Raw genomic sequence first — 16,483 nt, forward strand, 5'->3', positions numbered from 1 at the left:
GTTGCTCAGAACTCCTCATCCGCGCAAGCTACAACTTTCTCGGCCACAAGGAACTCAGTTCAGGATACTTCGCTCGGTAATCGGCGTGGCTGGCACGGATGACCTTCAATGCTTCTTCCCGTCCGTACACGCTGGTGATTTCCACCTTGTGATGTGTCGTCCCGGGGGCGCTTTTATACGTCAGAAAATAATGCTGCAACCGATCCATGAGCGCCGCCGGACATTGTGAAATGTCCGTGAAGTTGCCGTACACGGCATCGTCCCGCATCACGGCGATGATCTTGTCGTCTGCGTCACCGCCGTCGGCTAGGCTCAATCCGCCGATCGGGAGCGCAGTCAGCAGGATGTCGCTGTGCGGAATGCTCTTTTCCGACAACACGCAGATATCGAGCGGATCACCATCCCCCACCATGTCCTTGCGGCGCGCTCGCTTGCCGAAGATGGCGGCCACTTGTTCTCCGGAATAGGTCTGCGGAATCAGTCCATAATAGACCGGGCAGAAGTTGGAAAACCGCTGCGGCCGGTCCACCTTGAGAAAACCGCTGCTCTTGTCCACTTCATATTTGACCGTGTCGGTCGGGACGATTTCGATGTAGGCGGTGACTACGTCCGGGGCTTCTTGCCCGATGGATACGCCGTGCCACGGATGCGCCTTGAACATCAGCCTGAGCAGGCGTTGGAAGGGATCGCTTCCTCCATATGCGTCAGCCATGTTGTCTGCGTCTTCGTCTCCCTTTCCCTTCCCTCTCTTCTCTCTCATAGCTCCTCCGCATTGCTGCCGACCATTCCTGAGATATCCGTCTCTCCTCGATTGGGCGCTAGTATCTCTCAGGAACTCGATCAGGGCAATGGTTTCCAACCTTCTTTTATGGTCTCTCCCAACGTCGGGATAGAAGCAGGTCGGACGCGTTTGCATACGAGGGATAATTGGCTCTGGAATATCTATGGATATCTTTGATACGGAAACCGGTGTCGGGCGACAACTCTCGGCGGATGCGCCGTCCGGCTAGGCAACTCTTTTCTTACGGGAGCACCTTTGAATGCGCAGGCATGGGACAGGCTTATCATCCAACTGAGAGGGAGTTCAGAGAGCGCATCTCGTTTTCAGGTTGCACGTTTCGCGAGATGCGCTCACGAGACATAGCAGAGGGACTCTACCTATTACAATACACGCTCACGTTCCTTTCTTGTAGACCCATATGCCAACACCCACAAGTCCCAGCAACGCTGCTGCCAATGTTAAGAGATTCGCATCCATGGTGGCTCCTTTCTTTAGATTTATTGCCTTACTTAGACCATAGGAGCTTCTCTGCAACTTAGCGAGCTTTATAATGTGCCCCAACGCAGGGGCGCCTCGGTTCCATCTCCTTCTTCATGGCTTTCACCACTTGACCAGCCCCAATTCCGGACACGTATCGAGCCCTGGGCTGCACGGTTTCCTTCATTTGGCGAAACGCGAATTCATGAGCATGACGGCTTGACCACGTAACCTCTTGGCGCGTAGCATATATACAAGGCGTTTCTACTACGCCGTCTGGTTCATCTTCGCGCATCTCTGCCTCGTTTAGGCAAGCGATCGTTCTCGTTCAGGCCCCGCTGCTTCAACGCTAGAATCGTCCTGCGCATCCTCGGCAAGATAGTCTCGGCTCGGTCAACTCGAACAGGAAGGAGTCGTGATGGGAGAGCAGAAGCCTATTACCGGCCGGATCCTCGAATCGCTCCAAGGTTCTTCTGAATGCGAGTTCGAGACCTTGGTGACTCGCCTGCCGCAATTTACCTGGAACGAACTGTTTTTCGAAATATCTCGCTTGAGTCGAATGGGTCAAATCACTATTACGAGAGGTGTGGGGACCTTCACCATCAGGCAGATTGCCGCACTCAAATGACCGAGCTTCTTCCCGGCCCATGATGAGCCTTGAACTTTGGATTGGGACGAGGAAACGGTATCAGGAATCGATTTTGCCGAGAGATGGTCAGGTTTCACCAACTTGGTGTACAATACCCCTGTGACGAGTCGCCAATCTCTGGGAGACTCTCATGGCACGGAACCACCCGTCTCATCGCGAAGAGACGTATAGGGCTCGCGCGCTCAAACTCTTTCCATGGATTTGCGCGCACTGCGGACGAGAATTTGACGGCAAAAAGCTGAACCAGCTCACCGTCCATCACAAGGATCACAATCACGACAACAATCCACTCGACGGCAGCAACTGGGAGTTGCTGTGTCTCTATTGTCATGACAATGAGCACCAGCGATATCTGGTAGCTGACACGCCTGGTGAGACCCCGCCGAGCCGGGAGCAGGAACGGCCTTCGACCTTCACACCCTTCGCCCATCTCGCGGGCTTGTTGAAGCGCAAGGACGTAGCCTGATAACACGTCGCTCGACCCAGGTACCGGCACCCCACAGACTGCAGAAATAGTAGTCGAAGTCGCGCTTCACCGCAAAGAACCTCACCTCCGAATCCTAACGAACGGGTGCTTTCTCTCGATCTATCGGTGTCCAAGGCATTGGCACTATGAGCGTTTTTCAGTCTGACCGCTTGAATCAATTGGACTTTCTTGCGTGAGGCCGGTCCATAAGTCCACGGCGGAACTACTGTTTTGTTGTGCAGGCCGCCCTCATGGCGCTCGGCCCTGCGACGGTCTCCTCGGTCGATTGCAGCCCGCTGTCGTCCTGTATTACGATGCCGGCGCACGCTATACCGAGAGGGCTCTATGACGACGATTACCGAGGTGGCGCCGGACCTCTTCCGGATCACAACGTTCGTGAAACCATTCGACATCCAATTCAGTCAGTTCCTCGTGCGCGATGAACAGCCTCTCTTGTTCCACACAGGACCGCGCGCGTTGTTCTCGGCGACAAAAGACGCCGTGATGTCGCTGCTCGATGTTCGGACCTTACGATGGATCGGATTCAGCCATTTTGAAGCCGACGAGTCCGGCACTCTGCCTGAGTGGCAGACCCTCGCGCCACAGTCTGACGCGGTATGCAGTGTGGTCGGAAAACTTGTGAGCGTCGATGATTGTCTCTCACTTCGGCCCGCCAAAGGCATGACCGATGGGGAGGTGTTGCAGACCGGACGGTATCGCTTTCAATTCCTCTCGACGCCGCATGTGCCGCACTGTTGGGAAGCGGGATTGTTGTTCGAGGAAACACAACGGACTCTCTTGTGCTCGGATCTCTTCCATCAAAACGGCGACGTGGAACCCATCACAGAATCGGATGTCATCGAGCGATGCAGGACCACCCTCGTTGAGTATCAAAAGGGTCCGCTGGCGAATTATGTGCCGTATTGCACGTTGACGGACACGACGCTGAAACGGTTGGCTGCGCTGCAGCCAAAGACACTGGCGACGATGCACGGTTCCGTGTATGTCGGGAATGGGAGCCAAGCGCTGCTTGATCTTGCGGGGGTATGGCGAGAGGTATTGGGGCCACGGTAGACGCTACGGCACAGAACGGTACCATCTCACCGTTTTGTTAGTCACCTCGGCCACCTACGCACGGGAGATGCCGTCGTCATGCGGATTGCCGAATTTGCCTTCATTGTCTATCCTGCCACAGACAAGGCACGGTCCCGAGCGTTCTACGAGGGTGTGCTCGGACTCACCCCTGCCATGTCCCTCGACATCCCGGATGGTTTTTGGATCGAGTACGAGATCGGGCCCCATACACTCGCCGTTGGAAAGGAACCATTCCTCAAACCCTCAGGTGATGGTCCCCACCTCGCCATGGAAGTGGAAGACTTCGACCAGACGATCGAACATCTCCAACATCACAATGTGCAGTTCGCCCATGAGCCGTTCGACTTGCCCGGCTGCAGGGCGGCGATCATCGTCGACCCCGACGGCAACAAGCTCGGCATCCACCAGCGAAAAGTGAAGGGCTGATGGACCGGGATGCTCTCGCTGAGAAGTTTCCTGTTTCCGTTCACGCTCGAATACCGATGACCTCAAGATATTCTCCATACACCATGGTACAGTTCGGCCCGGATTGATTGTGCCGCGTCCACAAATCCTCCAATTCTTTCCGAAGGCGTCCCTGGCCGTCCTGGTCGAGCGAGGCGAACGCTCGATTGGTCGGCCCATAGTAGAGACGAAAGAATTCGACGACCTCAGACGGCGGAAATGGGTATTCGAAGCGATACTGTTGTCTGGTCAAGTTGAGTTCTGAGAGGCCGCGGCCCAGCCGCTCGCGGACGGTGGTCTCGTCACCCCACAGGACCGGCGCCGGCATTCCAGATGGCGCAATGAATCCCGACACGGTCTTGAACATTTGTCCGACAAAACCCTGTGGCGTCCAATTGGCCATGGCGATCGTACCGCCCGGCACACAGACACGGAGCAATTCGTGCGCAACACGATCAGGTCGAGGCGCGAACATGGCGCCGATGAGGCTTGTCACGACATCGAATCGGGCATTCGTAAAGGGCAGCGCTTGAGCATCTCCTTCCTCGAAGCGAGCGGACAGTCCTTCCGCCTCTGCCCGCGACCGGGCACGCTCCACCAGATTCCCTGCGATATCCACGCCGGTAACCTCTGCGCCATCACGCGCTGCAAGCAAAGCCAGTTGACCTGAGCCACAGGCGACGTCCAGGAACTGACAATGAGGGGTCACGTTGAGTCGCTCGTAAAACTCGCGGGCCCCTCCTTCCATGTACCGGGAAAAGCGATCGTAGTCCCCGGCCGTCCAGATTGCCTTGAGGCGTACCATGACATCCTCCCCTTCAAGCACCATTGCACGTGTCTCCATTGCGCACCTCCTTGTATCTATGGTTTACCGTTCATCCTGATGGGCTGCTGTGTGTCGATGGGGCCACTATAGAAGAACCAAACGTGGGCGTCTTAGCCTGGCGTCTGGCTCTCTTAGCAGCAGAATGATAAGCTACCAGCCCGATTAGCTGGGCGTCCGAAATCGTTTGCTGACTGTCTACCTGCAGAAGGAATCCTTGCATGGACGTGCTCTCTGAAGTGCTGAAAGCCGTGAAGCTCGACGGCGCTGTGTTCTTTAACGGCGAATTCTCTGCACCCTGGTGCGCGCTTGAGCCGGACTCGTGCACCATGGCCGGGTACCTGTCCGCCCATTCCGCGCATGTGATCATTTTTCACCTGGTGACCGAGGGACGGTGCTATGCGCGCGTGGAGGATGATGGCACGCCGCTGCCTCTGGAGGCCGGCGACATTGTCATCTTTCCCCATGGTCACGCACACCGGATGGGAAACGGCCTCGCCGTGGCGCCAATGAATAGTGCACAGACTCTACGTCGCGTACTCGCGGAAGGCCTCAAACTTTCTCAATTCGGCGGGGGCGGAGAACTCACAAAACTCATCTGTGGCTATATGACCTGCGATCTTCAGCTCAGTCGCATGTTGCTGGCCGGTCTCCCGCCGATCGTGAAGATCAATATCCGGGATAATGCGGCCGGGCGTTGGCTGGAAGACACACTCCGCTATTCAGTGGACCATGCCGAAGCCTCTGGTCCCGGCGGGGCGGCCGTAGTGGCAAAACTGTCCGAAGCGCTCTTCGTGGAAACGTTGCGGCGGTACATTGCGGGGCTGCCCCCGACGCAGATAGGCTGGCTCGCCGGTGTCCGAGATCAGGAGGTCGGGAAAACATTGGCCCTGTTGCATCGAGAGCCGGCTCGACCCTGGACAATCGCCACATTGGCGAACGAAGTCGGTATCTCTCGCTCCGTGCTCGCCCAGCGGTTCCGCAATTATCTCTCAGACACCCCGATCGGGTATCTGACACGCTGGAGAATGCACCTCGCCGCACAACTGTTACAATCGACATCGAAGAGTGTGGCCGAGGTAGCCGGGGATGTGGGATACGAGTCCGAACCCTCCTTCAACCGGGCCTTCAAGCGAGAATTCAAACTTCCGCCGGCGCGGTTTCGCGCCGATACACGATCCCGCGTTCGAAGCACGGCTCCATCGCCGGTTTTGGTTGAATCCTAGACGCTCATTCATTGAAACGCTGTTTGCCGCTGCACTAACCAAGACCCAACTACTCACCGTACAGTCTCACTCGTTGTCTAGTTATTTATGACACTTCCTTCCAGCCTGCAAAAACCCACCGGTTCGTTTCTCCCTTCGATCTTGTATTGACCGTCAACAAGACGACGGAGTCCGCGCCGCTACTGACCACGGTTATTTTCTCCAGCAGTCATACCTCTCGTCCCCAACCTTCCCCACTTGCCGATTCTTCTCGGCCGTCGCTTTGTACCTGAGAATGGATGTGTCTGTGATTTTCGGCTAGACTGATTTATCGGAGGTGGCGACGGCTCTCCTAGGCATGAGACGCCGCGCCCTCCGACTAAGGTGATGCGACGACAAGTCCCGTGACTTCCTTGCCCGACACGACGCACGACGGTAAGAGGCCGCATGGTCTCGTACAGGTCGTGAAGGCCGGCGTTATCTATTTTCTCGTCGCGATTGGAACGGGATTAGTTCTTGAGGTGATTCGAATGCAAGTGGTTGCGCTGCATGTCAGCGAACGGCTGGCCGAGATAATGGAGATTCCGAACGTTCTGCTGGCCACGATCGTCGGAGCGCGCTGGGTCATCGACCGATTTGCGTTGCCTCCCCTGCCAGGCATCCGACTTGGCGTGGGTCTCGTGGCCCTCTGCCTGATGCTTCTGCTGGAATGGACAGTCATGCTCCCCATCCACGGCCTCTCATTCAGGGAGTACGTCGATGGCCAACAGACCGTCGTAGGAATAGTTCCCCTCGGAGCGCTCAGCGTGTTGACGGTCATGCCCTTTCTCGTCGGGTACCGATGGGAGCGCTGAGAGGGTCTCAATTCATATGATGAATGTGGGATACCAATCTAATCCCGCTACGTCTCCATCATCTCCAGCCTAGTATCGAACTCATGCCCGCAGGCCGTGCAGCGGATACAATCGGATTCCACCACGAATTCGTCGGTTCGGACCCCCATCCCGCCGCAATCCGGACACCTGGCCAGATGGACCCGTTCGTCGTTCACCGTTTCGTACTGAGTCCCACGAAGACAATACACCGGCTTTCCATCGAGCAACCACGGCTGCCCTCGCTTATCGACGACCGGCAACACGAGATAATGATGGTTCACATAGGTTTCAATGTCCTGCCGGCTCGCGAAACCGTCTTTGATCAACTTCCCTCCCAATGCCTCGTAGAGGGCATACTCTTTCACGATCGCCTTCGTCGGACCCATATCTCCCTCCTATCTCTAAGGTTTAGGCCAACCCCTTCGATTGGTGCTGAGATTCCACTCATGAATCCTGTCATTTCAACCGTACAGCACCTCACGCTGGTGCGTGTCTAAAGATCAAGCAACATCCCGCTACTATGCTGCCCTCCTGCTGGTAACCGACGGTGGTATAGGAACGTCAACTGATCTACCGGTACTTTGCTTCGTTCCCTTCTGATCTCTACCTCCTTTTGGGTTGAGCATGGTCATACACGCAAGCAGCATCACGACCAAGGTTGCGAGGCCGATCACGATTCCCCAGTATTCCAATGACATAGGTCACGCCCTCGCGTCCCCCCACGCGAGTCCTTCTGTGAGTTCCCACAGCTCATCTCCGCCTTCGAATGCCATCAGTCTCTCGTACATGCAATCTGGTACCCTGTATAAGGCATAGCGCACCAGGGACACGATGCATTGATTTCGCAGTGTCAGAAGATAGGACTCGTCTAATGAGGAACACACACCCAGCAAGTCCGAACCGTTGGAAACATGCTCCACGGAGGACCATCGTCACCACCTTCAGAGTGAGGCGGCTGTGAAAGGACATTCTCAGCCTACGCCTCGAACGATGGACAGGTCAAGGGGGAGAGTATCGAGACGAGATCATCCCTACCGTAATTTCTATGTTCCGGAGTGTGTCGCTCATCAGGTTCGTCTATCCATTTGTGCAATACTCCGTCCACTCGCCATAGACCAGTCGAAATAGAACAAGTACAATGCCTCGCTGCAGTCCATCAGAAGGGGGGCATATGTTCAAGACGATCGTGGCGCTCAGAACCCTTGGAGTTGTCGTAGCAGTGGGACTTGTTTTTGATTTCGTCATTCCCGGTGTGATGCCGGATGCACAAGCGGAGTCCTTGAATGTCAAACCCGGCGCGTGGGAGATGACGGTTACGACGGTTGCGTCGGGGATGAAACTCTCGCCAGAGATGTCGGCTAGGATGACGCCACCACAACGCACCCAAATGGAGCAGATGATGAAAGCCCGCGAGGGCAAGCCACACACAACAACCGCGCAGTCATGTATTACGAAAGCGGATGTGGCTCACGATCGCATTATCAAAGAGATGGAAGAGGAAGAAGATGATGAGGTGCCATGCAAGATCAAAGTGATCTCGAAATCCTCCTCAAAGCTGGCACTTGATCAGATTTGTCCAGGCCCTCCACCCTCAACGACCCATTTCACGATCGAGGCCAAGACGACGGAAAGCCTTGTAGCAATCGGTGACAGAGAACAATCGGGATCAGGTAAGGTACATATGGACATCAAAGGGAGGTGGCTGGGCGCCGACTGTACCGGAATCGACGATTAGATCAGGAGCTGGCCTTCAGCGACCATCTTGAAGCCATGATGCCGGACACTTCTCTTCGAGTCATTGCGCGCGTCAAAGCCAAGGAGGACCAGATCGCTCAGGTTCGAGAGATCCTCTCGGCAGTCGTCGAGCCAACTCGCCGAGAGGCAGGATGTCTGAGTTATCAGCTTGTGGAGAATACCTCTAGCCCCGCTGAATTCGTATTTATCGAAGAATGGGCAAGTCCTGCAGCAGAACAGGCACATTTTTCGACTCCACACATTTTAGGCGCATTGCATCAGTTGTCGGGACTTCTGATGACGGAGCCGGAGATTTGCCGGTATGTCATTGTGAAATAAGTCACCGGACATGACTTGTAACACCACCGCAGAATCTACAATCGTCATATAGGCACAGCAGCAGTACTTGAAATGATGGGCAGCTTACTTTGCCATCAGTTGTTGCAATGGTATATTGACTGACTGTGAAGCTTGTGACCGCGGATACTGAACTCTCCTTGTCGTTTCAGCAGCAGCGCGCTGTTGTATCTCCGTGGGGCGGGGCATTGCGACGGTATTGGTTGCTCGACGATAGCGGACAGGAAACCGACATCGTGTGGGGCTATTCAGGCGGAAACCACAAGCGAGGTGGACAGGGTGATGTGCTCATTCCATTTCCCGGGCGAATCGGCCATGGGCGTTACACGTTCGACGGGGAACAGTTCCAGCTGGAATGCAACGACAAAGAAGGCCCCAATGCCATTCACGGATTCGTGCGAAATTTGCCGTGGCATGTGCGTGAAGCTCAGGCGAACAGGGCGACGTTTGACGTCCGTCTTGACGCCGATGCGTATGCCGGTCGAGGCTATCCCTTTTCACTTGAGGTGCGGGTGACGTATGAACTCGACGCGCAAGGGCTATCATGCTCGTTTACGGTAAACAACGTAGGGCCACGTGCAGCCCCCGTTGGAGTCGGGTTTCATCCCTACTTCACGGTCGGGACGTCATTAATCGATGAAGCGGAGGTAGAGATCCCAGGTGCTGGCTGTTTGGAATTCAACGAGCGACTCGTCCCTACGGGGGCCATTCTAAATGCGGCCGGCACGCCATGGGACTCTCGCCGCTATCGTGAGATCGGGCGGCAACATTTCAATCATTGCTATGTGCAACTCGAGCGCGATGCGAAGGGAATGGCCACGGCATCTCTGCGCCATACCGCAAGCGGCCGCGCGATCGACGTTGTGATGGATTCCGCCTTTTCCGCAGTAGTCGTCTACACCGGAGATGCGATTGCAGACGCACCACGAGCTGCGCTCGCCATCGAGCCGATGACCTGCGCAAGTGATGCCTTCAATCACCCGGATTGGGGACTGAAGCGGCTCGCTTCCCGTGAGACATTCTCAGGACGCTATTGGGTGAGGCATCGCCGGATATAGTCGAATGCTTTGGAACTAGTGGTACCGAAAGATTCCGATTACATGCGAAGAGAAGGTGTGCAGAGATGATAACTCTTGAATGGATTGGATCTCAGGCGACTTTCCGTAGATGAGTAGGTTTGCCGGCGGTCAAGTCGCGGCAGAGCTGGCGAAGTTTGAACTGCACCTCATCAAAGGACTCCCCTTGAGCCGAATGGTCGGGGTAGCCCTGCAGATAGCCACGCCACTTGCCCTGCTCCTGCGTGAGCACATACCGTGGCGCTTCTACGTGGCCAGACCCTGCCTTGGGTGGTTCAATGCGGGGGATCTCTCGGGAGCTTTTGGCAATATCGCGGCTCAGCTGTTGGACCTTGAACTGCAGCTCGTCGAATGACGCCGCTTGTATTTCGCGATCAGGACAGCCCTCAGGATGCGCACGCCACCTGCCCTGCTCCGGCCAATATACCCAATTTGGTCGTTCCATTCTGGCGATCATAGCGAGACGTTGAAGATCTGACCAGCAATTTCGAAATTTTTGCACGTACGCATATGGATCCGAACTTCTCCGGCACACCGGCCCTATCGTTTCGCCATATCTCAGCGAATCAGCTATCGTTTCACGTCGCTATGGCAGGAACCGGGAATCGATTGGTGCTCTGCCTGCATGGATTTCCTGAATCCGCCGTCTCGTGGCGGCACCAGATCCCTTCACTGGCCCAAGCCGGGTATCGGGTCTGGGCTCCCGATCTCCGGGGATACGGCGGCACGACACGACCGACCGGCGTCGAGGCCTATCGAATTGAGCCCTTGATGGAAGATGTGACTGCGTTGCTTGAGGCTGCCCAAGTTCAGCGCGTCATTCTCGTTGGACACGACTGGGGTGGCATCATCGCTTGGTACTATGCGATGCGGCACAGCGATCGTGTAGAAGCCCTTGTGATTGTGAACGCTCCCCATCCCGCCTGCTTTGAGCGAGAAGTACGGCACTGGCGGCAATTGCGCCGCTCCTGGTACATGGGCTTCTTTCAAATTCCTTGGCTCCCTGAAGCCGCCATGTCCGCCGGCCATGGTTATGTCATCGGCGCAATTTTCAGACATATGGCGATTGATCGCCAATGCATGCCTGACGACCTTGTGCGGAAATACCAACAACAGGCATGCGAACCCGGAGCCCTCACCGCCATGGTAAATTATTATCGAGCAGCCTTACGCGGCGGCGCGTTTCGCCAGCGGCAACTGGGATATCCAGCCGTCGCGATTCCTACGCTGGTGATTTGGGGGCTTCAGGATCATGCGCTGGCCGCTGAGAATCTGGAAGGTTTGAGCAATTGTGCGACTGACTTGACGGTGGTGAAGATCGCCGACGCTGGGCATTTCGTCCATGAGGACAAGCCGGAACAAGTGACGCGTGAGATGCTGACTTGGTTACGCAATAGATTACCGCACGACTGATGGTCATCCGGGTGTCGCGATTGCAGAAGGTGTCGTCCCCGCTGGGAAGGGATTTCCAAACAAAGGGCTTAACGGTGCAAGTCCCCCAGTTCCTTGCGCGATGGCATAAGCCGACACACGACCTCCACGATTCACCACATAAAGAAATTGGCCATCCGACGAGAAGGTCATTGCCACAGGCGTGGTGCCCGCAGGTGCGGGGTTCAGGCTACCCGCTGAGCTCGGCACGAGCGTCAACAGTCCGCCGCTTCCAATAGTAAATGCCGTCACCGTACCTCCGCCATTGGCCGTGTAAACAAATTGGCCATCCTGGGAGATGACAATGGCATTAGGAGTCGTGCTCCCGACCGGGATGGGGTTCGCGCTGGACCCCGCCGGCGGCACCAAGCTTAGGAGGCCGTTTGCCGCGATCTGAAATACCGTGACATCATTGGAGCCACTGTTCGCGACGTAGAGAAACGATCCATTCGGCGAGATAGCGATTCCCTTCGAAGCCGTCCCACCGGTCGAGATGGGATTCCTGCTCGTCCCGGACGGGGGTATGAGCGTTAAGAGCCCTGTTCCTCCGATTGAGAATGCCGAGACATCGTTGGATCCACTATTGGCCACAAAGAGGAATTTTCCAATTGGGGAAATCACTACGGATGCAGGATCCGATCCGCCAACCGAAACGGGGTTCGAGTTGCCGGCCGCCGGCGGTATAGGAGTCAAGACCCCAGCGGCCCCTATATTGAACGTGGTTACGTTATCAGAGCCACCATTGACCACATACAGATACTTTGTGTCAGAGGAGATGGCCATTGCTCCTGGGGTTGTGCCGACTGCAGCCGGGTTGGGATTGAGCCCAGTCGATGGCACCAAGATGAGGCCACCGTCCGTTGACACTCTGAACGCCGTCACATTATTCGCTCGACTGCTGGCCACAAACGTGAAAAATCCATCGGACGATATCGCAATCGCTGACGGACCTGAGAGGTTCGCAAACGGAGAGCCGGCAATCGGCACCAACGCACCAGTCGCCGCATTGATGCTGTATCCGGATACATTATTGGAGCCGCTATTGGTGACATACATGATCGATGTCGTTCCAACACCACCTCCTATGGTTCCTAAACCTCCAAACGCGCCCCCTTCCCCGCCTCCATCGCCACAGCCGGATAGAAGCCACGCGAATGTGAAGAGCCATACCATTAGCCATTTTGTCATGCTCATAGCCTTGTGAATCGTGTGGATAATCACATCTCGGGTTATACCACTCCCACATAGTCAAGACAACGAAGCAGCTGTGGACGGGGCAGTGTTATACAGAAGGAATGTGCTAGGGTCTGCACCGGCCAAATCGGTGGCGAGTGGCTTGTCGTGGTTCTTTTACGTTGGCTGCCGTGACTTTATACATTTTCAAGCGAAGCGTCACCGCGATGAATGCTGCCCGCGGCACGGTGGCTGACCCGCGGGCTATCAAAGTCCCGGAGAAGGCTTATGGTCGGCCTGGTGTGGCAATGCCAACGGGGGTCGCTCCAGCCGGAAACGCCGCACCTAAAGAAACCAACTCACCGGTGCCTGCTGTAATTCGATAGCCGGATACATTGCCACCTCCGCCACTGTTTGAGGCATACAAGAATTGCCCATCCGGTTCTATGGTAATACCGCTTGGAGCTATTCCGGCAGGCTCCGTTTCCACGTTGTTCAAATCACCAGTTGTCCCGTTAACACTGAACACCGATACATTGTTCGATCCTTGATTGCTTACATACAGAAACGCTCCATTGGGTGACACGGCCACGCCGCTTGGCGCCGTTCCCGCTCCAAATGGAGAGTTGATGACCTGGGTCAAGGCGCCGGTGGTTCCGTTGATACTGAACACCGACACATTGTTGGAGCCCTGGTTACTCACGTAGAGAAGTGCGCTGTTCGGTGATACGGCCACGCCGCGCGGCGAGGTCCCCGCATTTTCGTTTTCTTCGAACGTCAAGGCGCCGGTGGTTCCGTTGATTCTGAATGCCGACACATTGTTGGAGCCCTGGTTACTCACATAGAGGAAGGATCCATTCGGCGATACCGCGACCGCGCTCGGTGTTGTTCCTGCAGCAATCGGAGCGCCGACTACGCTCAATGCCCCGGTTGTTCCACCAATACTGTAAACAGATACGGTACCGTTATTGTTCGCAGCGTAGAGAAACCGATCGTTCGGTGAAACCGTCACTGCGTTAAAACCGCTTCCGGAAACGAATGGCGATCCTGTCACCGATGTGAGACCCCCCGTCGTAGCACTGATGGCGAATGCATAGATGCCATCGTTGGTTGCGACAAAGGCGAAGGATCCATTCGAAGACACTGCAATGGATGATGGAACGTCGGTTGTGAGTGAAATGATACCTGCATCCACAAGGCTCCCTCCCCCACTGATCGTGTAAGCCGACACTTCGTTGGGTCCACTGCTCACGACATACGCGACTGGTACTGCCCCCCCTTCAAACCCACCTTCTCCGCCTCCTCCACTTGGACAGCCGGTCACCAGCGCCAGCACCGGTAACATGAGCCATGACAAGAATCGCGTGTTCATATCGTGTCCTTTTGCTGATGTCCTTAATCAGATGCCTGTTTCCCGTATAGCACGGGTGAATACGTACACCAAATGAAATGACTTTTTTCGTTGGACTCCGATCGATTCCCGCTGGCACACTGCACCTCTTAGCACGGAGCACGATCGGGCCTTGCATCAATCACTGACCATTCTCGGATCCGGCTACACCGCCAAGTTCCTCTTGCCGCTCGCCGAGCAACGCTATACCCGAGTCTTTGCCACCAGTCGGAACCCCGAGCGGCACCTCAGTCATCTACGACCTGACCGACGGGTACGATTCGATCTGGCACAACCTGATACATGGCCGTCGATTCCAATGGCGACCGACATTCTGTGGTGCTTTCCTGCAGTGCCGATTGAATTGGTCCGGCAATTCGCTGAAACGGCATCTCTGCAGACCCGTCGCCTCGTGGTGCTGGGGAGCACCTCCGCATACACCGATGGCATCTCTACCGGATATCCTCCATCCTGGGTGGATGAGACAGCACCCATCGATCTAACAAAAGAACGTGTACAGGGAGAAGAACTATTGCGGACGACTTATGGCGCCATCGTGCTGCGGGTCGCAGGGATCTATGGGCCGGGTCGCAATCCCATCGATTGGATCAGAACAGGCCGCGTGAACCGCTCACGCAAATATGTCAACCTCATTCATGTCGAGGATTTGGCTGCGACCTGCCTTGCGGCCCTGACCCATGCCGAACCAAGCGGAATCTACAATGTGAGTGATGGCAATCCCATGACCTGGAACGATATTTGTGAGACGGTCGCGCAGCGGTGGGACATTCGCTCCTCCACCTCTCGGGAACCGGGGCCAACCGGCAAGCGGGTATTGAACAAGCGAATGAGTGAGTTACTGAAACTGGATCGTGTCGGTTTGCGCTACAGTAATCTATTCGAAGCGCTTGAGCTGATGCAGCGGAGTTCGCTCAACGAAGCAAGGCCATCACCGTAAGGCACACCAGCAAGTTATTCATCGCATGGGCGGCCATGCTGGGAACCAGACTCCCTGTCCGCTCGTAGATCCAAGCCCAGAGGAACCCGCTCCACAAGACACTGATGAAGCCGATCAGGCTATAGCCGTGGGCCAACGCAAAGATGCCGGCACTGATGAGTGCGGCGGGAAAGAATGAAAACCGGCGACGAAGCATCGCATAGAGCAGACCGCGAAATACAAGCTCCTCGAAGATCGGCGCGAGGATCACATACTGGAGCAGGCTACTCGCCAACACAGAGGGTGACGCCCAGACGAGATCCTCATCAAACCATTCCGTCCAATGGTTATTCAGATTCAGGAACTCGGCGGTCCGCCCCATCATCCATTCGCCCCAGATCCCCGCAGCGACAACGGCAAGAATGATGCAGGTCAGGCGTCCGAAGTCGGCTCGTTTAACATGGAGGCCGAACCCGTTCAAGAACGTCAGGCCGGAGGGCTTGAGCAGCTGAACATACGCAATCGCAAGCAGGGGAAGGTTGGCCAAAGGGATGGCCAATGCCGACACCGACGCATGCTCGATGGATGGAGCGAATAGCAAGACCGACGTTGCAATCACTCCTAAGGCACCACCACGGAGAATAACCGCAGCAGCATTTCCTCCGGACCAAGGAGGAGGAACGCCTGGTGAGTGCAGGCGCAAGATGTCCACCCGCTGACCCTTGAGCCTGACAATACCCAACAGCATGACTGACCCGATCACCAGACAGATCAATTCGAACAACAGCAATGGGCGAATCCTTTGCTGAACCTGATCCTCCTTGAGCACACTCTGGTTTTTGACCGTCACAAGAAGTTCCTGATTATCAGCTCGTTGCGCGAGCCTGGCGGCAAGATGATCGTAGAACCATCCGGTCGGCAGCGTTTCCGCCAGCAGAGCTTGTAATTCGACTTCATGTTCCCTATTGAGGGGTTGCGCACCATACGCAGCTTCGATCAGTTGTCCAAAGAGCACTGCAGACGTCCCACGATCTTGCCATCCCTTGGCTTCGACTAGTGCCGCCGCTTCACGCCCGGATTCTCCAAGTAGGATCGCCAGCCGAAGCTTGGACAGTGGGTCATCAGTCGTCTCAACCAGCTCGCGATACCATTGGATGGCTTGCGCAGGAGTCTCGTCCTCGCTCCCCATCGTCCATTCCGCAAGCCATTGCTGCCATACCGGGGCTCGTCGAAGAGCGTCTTGTGCTTCCATCATACGGCCGACCATCAGATCGAGCGCACGGTCTGGTTCCTCGAATCGCTGAAGTTTTGGAAAGGTCATCGACACCCACAGAATGTCCCCGAGCGCCGCAATCAGGATGGCTGCGCAGACGACATTCACAAACAGTGACCATCGAGAGCTGTAGGGTTGAAGTGGTGACTGTGAGGCCATAGGGGTTTCGGCATCTGGAAGACCCTGCAGTTGTCCGATCGAACAGGTCTGGTCGCTCATGGGTGCCTGACTATAACACGTGCCTCCGGCGCTCCAAATCCCCTCAAAGTAGCTACTGAGTAGGACGGCGTGGAATTT

Annotated in this window: 18 protein-coding genes; 11 read left to right on the plus strand and 7 right to left on the minus strand. The window is 55.9% G+C overall.

Annotated features, from left to right (window positions below; all coding sequences use genetic code 11):
* Positions 1–28 precede the first annotated feature (28 nt).
* Positions 29–712, minus strand: a complete 684-nt coding sequence (locus H8K03_02715) for an inorganic pyrophosphatase (GenBank protein ID UVT22356.1) — start codon at positions 710–712, stop codon at positions 29–31.
* Positions 713–1,676: 964 nt separating this feature from the next.
* On the opposite strand from H8K03_02715, the gene H8K03_02720 reads away from it, so the two are divergent.
* The 4 genes from H8K03_02720 (at position 1,677) to H8K03_02735 (ending at position 3,894) form a co-directional block, all read left to right on the plus strand.
* The gene (locus tag H8K03_02720) at positions 1,677–1,886 is read left to right on the plus strand and encodes a hypothetical protein (protein UVT20851.1); all 210 of its coding nucleotides are present in this window, start codon (positions 1,677–1,679) and stop codon (positions 1,884–1,886) included.
* 151 nt (positions 1,887–2,037) lie between these two features.
* Positions 2,038–2,373: an HNH nuclease family protein gene (locus tag H8K03_02725; protein ID UVT20852.1), complete on the plus strand. Its 336-nt coding sequence runs from the start codon at positions 2,038–2,040 to the stop codon at positions 2,371–2,373.
* 345 nt (positions 2,374–2,718) lie between these two features.
* A complete protein-coding gene (locus H8K03_02730; GenBank protein UVT20853.1) occupies positions 2,719–3,447 on the plus strand; it encodes an MBL fold metallo-hydrolase in 729 nt (242 codons plus the stop codon).
* Positions 3,448–3,525: 78 nt separating this feature from the next.
* The gene (locus H8K03_02735; GenBank protein UVT20854.1) at positions 3,526–3,894 is read left to right on the plus strand and encodes a VOC family protein; all 369 of its coding nucleotides are present in this window, start codon (positions 3,526–3,528) and stop codon (positions 3,892–3,894) included.
* A gap of 40 nt (positions 3,895–3,934) precedes the next feature.
* On the opposite strand, the gene H8K03_02740 is transcribed toward H8K03_02735, so the two are convergent.
* Positions 3,935–4,756, minus strand: a complete 822-nt coding sequence (locus H8K03_02740) for a methyltransferase domain-containing protein (protein ID UVT20855.1) — start codon at positions 4,754–4,756, stop codon at positions 3,935–3,937.
* Positions 4,757–4,956: 200 nt separating this feature from the next.
* On the opposite strand from H8K03_02740, the gene H8K03_02745 reads away from it, so the two are divergent.
* Positions 4,957–5,961 (plus strand): AraC family transcriptional regulator, encoded by a 1,005-nt coding sequence (locus H8K03_02745; protein ID UVT20856.1) that lies wholly within the window; start codon positions 4,957–4,959, stop codon positions 5,959–5,961.
* A 383-nt stretch (positions 5,962–6,344) separates the two neighbouring features.
* Entirely contained in the window at positions 6,345–6,794 is a 450-nt protein-coding gene (locus tag H8K03_02750; GenBank protein ID UVT20857.1) for a hypothetical protein, read from the plus strand.
* A gap of 47 nt (positions 6,795–6,841) precedes the next feature.
* Here the strand turns inward: H8K03_02750 and H8K03_02755 are convergent, their stop codons facing one another.
* Entirely contained in the window at positions 6,842–7,201 is a 360-nt protein-coding gene (locus tag H8K03_02755) for a hypothetical protein (GenBank protein ID UVT20858.1), read from the minus strand.
* Positions 7,202–7,986: 785 nt separating this feature from the next.
* On the opposite strand from H8K03_02755, the gene H8K03_02760 reads away from it, so the two are divergent.
* The 3 genes from H8K03_02760 (at position 7,987) to H8K03_02770 (ending at position 9,964) form a co-directional block, all read left to right on the plus strand.
* The gene (locus H8K03_02760; protein UVT20859.1) at positions 7,987–8,550 is read left to right on the plus strand and encodes a DUF3617 domain-containing protein; all 564 of its coding nucleotides are present in this window, start codon (positions 7,987–7,989) and stop codon (positions 8,548–8,550) included.
* A complete protein-coding gene (locus H8K03_02765; protein UVT20860.1) occupies positions 8,514–8,888 on the plus strand; it encodes an antibiotic biosynthesis monooxygenase in 375 nt (124 codons plus the stop codon). Before H8K03_02760 ends, H8K03_02765 begins: the two co-directional genes overlap by 37 nt.
* 125 nt (positions 8,889–9,013) lie before the next feature.
* Positions 9,014–9,964: a hypothetical protein gene (locus tag H8K03_02770; GenBank protein ID UVT20861.1), complete on the plus strand. Its 951-nt coding sequence runs from the start codon at positions 9,014–9,016 to the stop codon at positions 9,962–9,964.
* A gap of 91 nt (positions 9,965–10,055) precedes the next feature.
* Here the strand turns inward: H8K03_02770 and H8K03_02775 are convergent, their stop codons facing one another.
* Positions 10,056–10,427 carry a hypothetical protein gene (locus tag H8K03_02775; protein UVT20862.1) on the minus strand — a complete coding sequence of 124 codons (372 nt, stop codon included), beginning with the start codon at positions 10,425–10,427 and terminating at the stop codon, positions 10,056–10,058.
* 65 nt (positions 10,428–10,492) lie between these two features.
* Between H8K03_02775 and H8K03_02780 the strand changes: the two genes are divergently transcribed.
* A complete protein-coding gene (locus H8K03_02780) occupies positions 10,493–11,395 on the plus strand; it encodes an alpha/beta hydrolase (protein ID UVT20863.1) in 903 nt (300 codons plus the stop codon).
* 3 nt (positions 11,396–11,398) lie between these two features.
* On the opposite strand, the gene H8K03_02785 is transcribed toward H8K03_02780, so the two are convergent.
* Together H8K03_02785 and H8K03_02790 are read right to left on the minus strand one after the other, a co-directional pair.
* Positions 11,399–12,601, minus strand: coding sequence for a beta-propeller fold lactonase family protein (locus tag H8K03_02785; protein UVT20864.1), 1,203 nt, complete (start codon positions 12,599–12,601; stop codon positions 11,399–11,401).
* Between the two features lie 271 nt (positions 12,602–12,872).
* Positions 12,873–13,958 (minus strand): beta-propeller fold lactonase family protein, encoded by a 1,086-nt coding sequence (locus H8K03_02790; GenBank protein ID UVT20865.1) that lies wholly within the window; start codon positions 13,956–13,958, stop codon positions 12,873–12,875.
* A 151-nt stretch (positions 13,959–14,109) separates the two neighbouring features.
* On the opposite strand from H8K03_02790, the gene H8K03_02795 reads away from it, so the two are divergent.
* Positions 14,110–14,934: a hypothetical protein gene (locus H8K03_02795; protein ID UVT20866.1), complete on the plus strand. Its 825-nt coding sequence runs from the start codon at positions 14,110–14,112 to the stop codon at positions 14,932–14,934.
* Here H8K03_02795 and H8K03_02800 read toward each other — a convergent pair.
* Positions 14,909–16,405 (minus strand): CPBP family intramembrane metalloprotease, encoded by a 1,497-nt coding sequence (locus H8K03_02800; protein UVT20867.1) that lies wholly within the window; start codon positions 16,403–16,405, stop codon positions 14,909–14,911. The genes H8K03_02795 and H8K03_02800 overlap by 26 nt on opposite strands.
* Between the last annotated feature and the right edge of the window lie 78 nt (positions 16,406–16,483).

The organism is Nitrospira sp. (assembly GCA_024760545.1).
GTDB lineage: Bacteria > Nitrospirota > Nitrospiria > Nitrospirales > Nitrospiraceae > Nitrospira_D.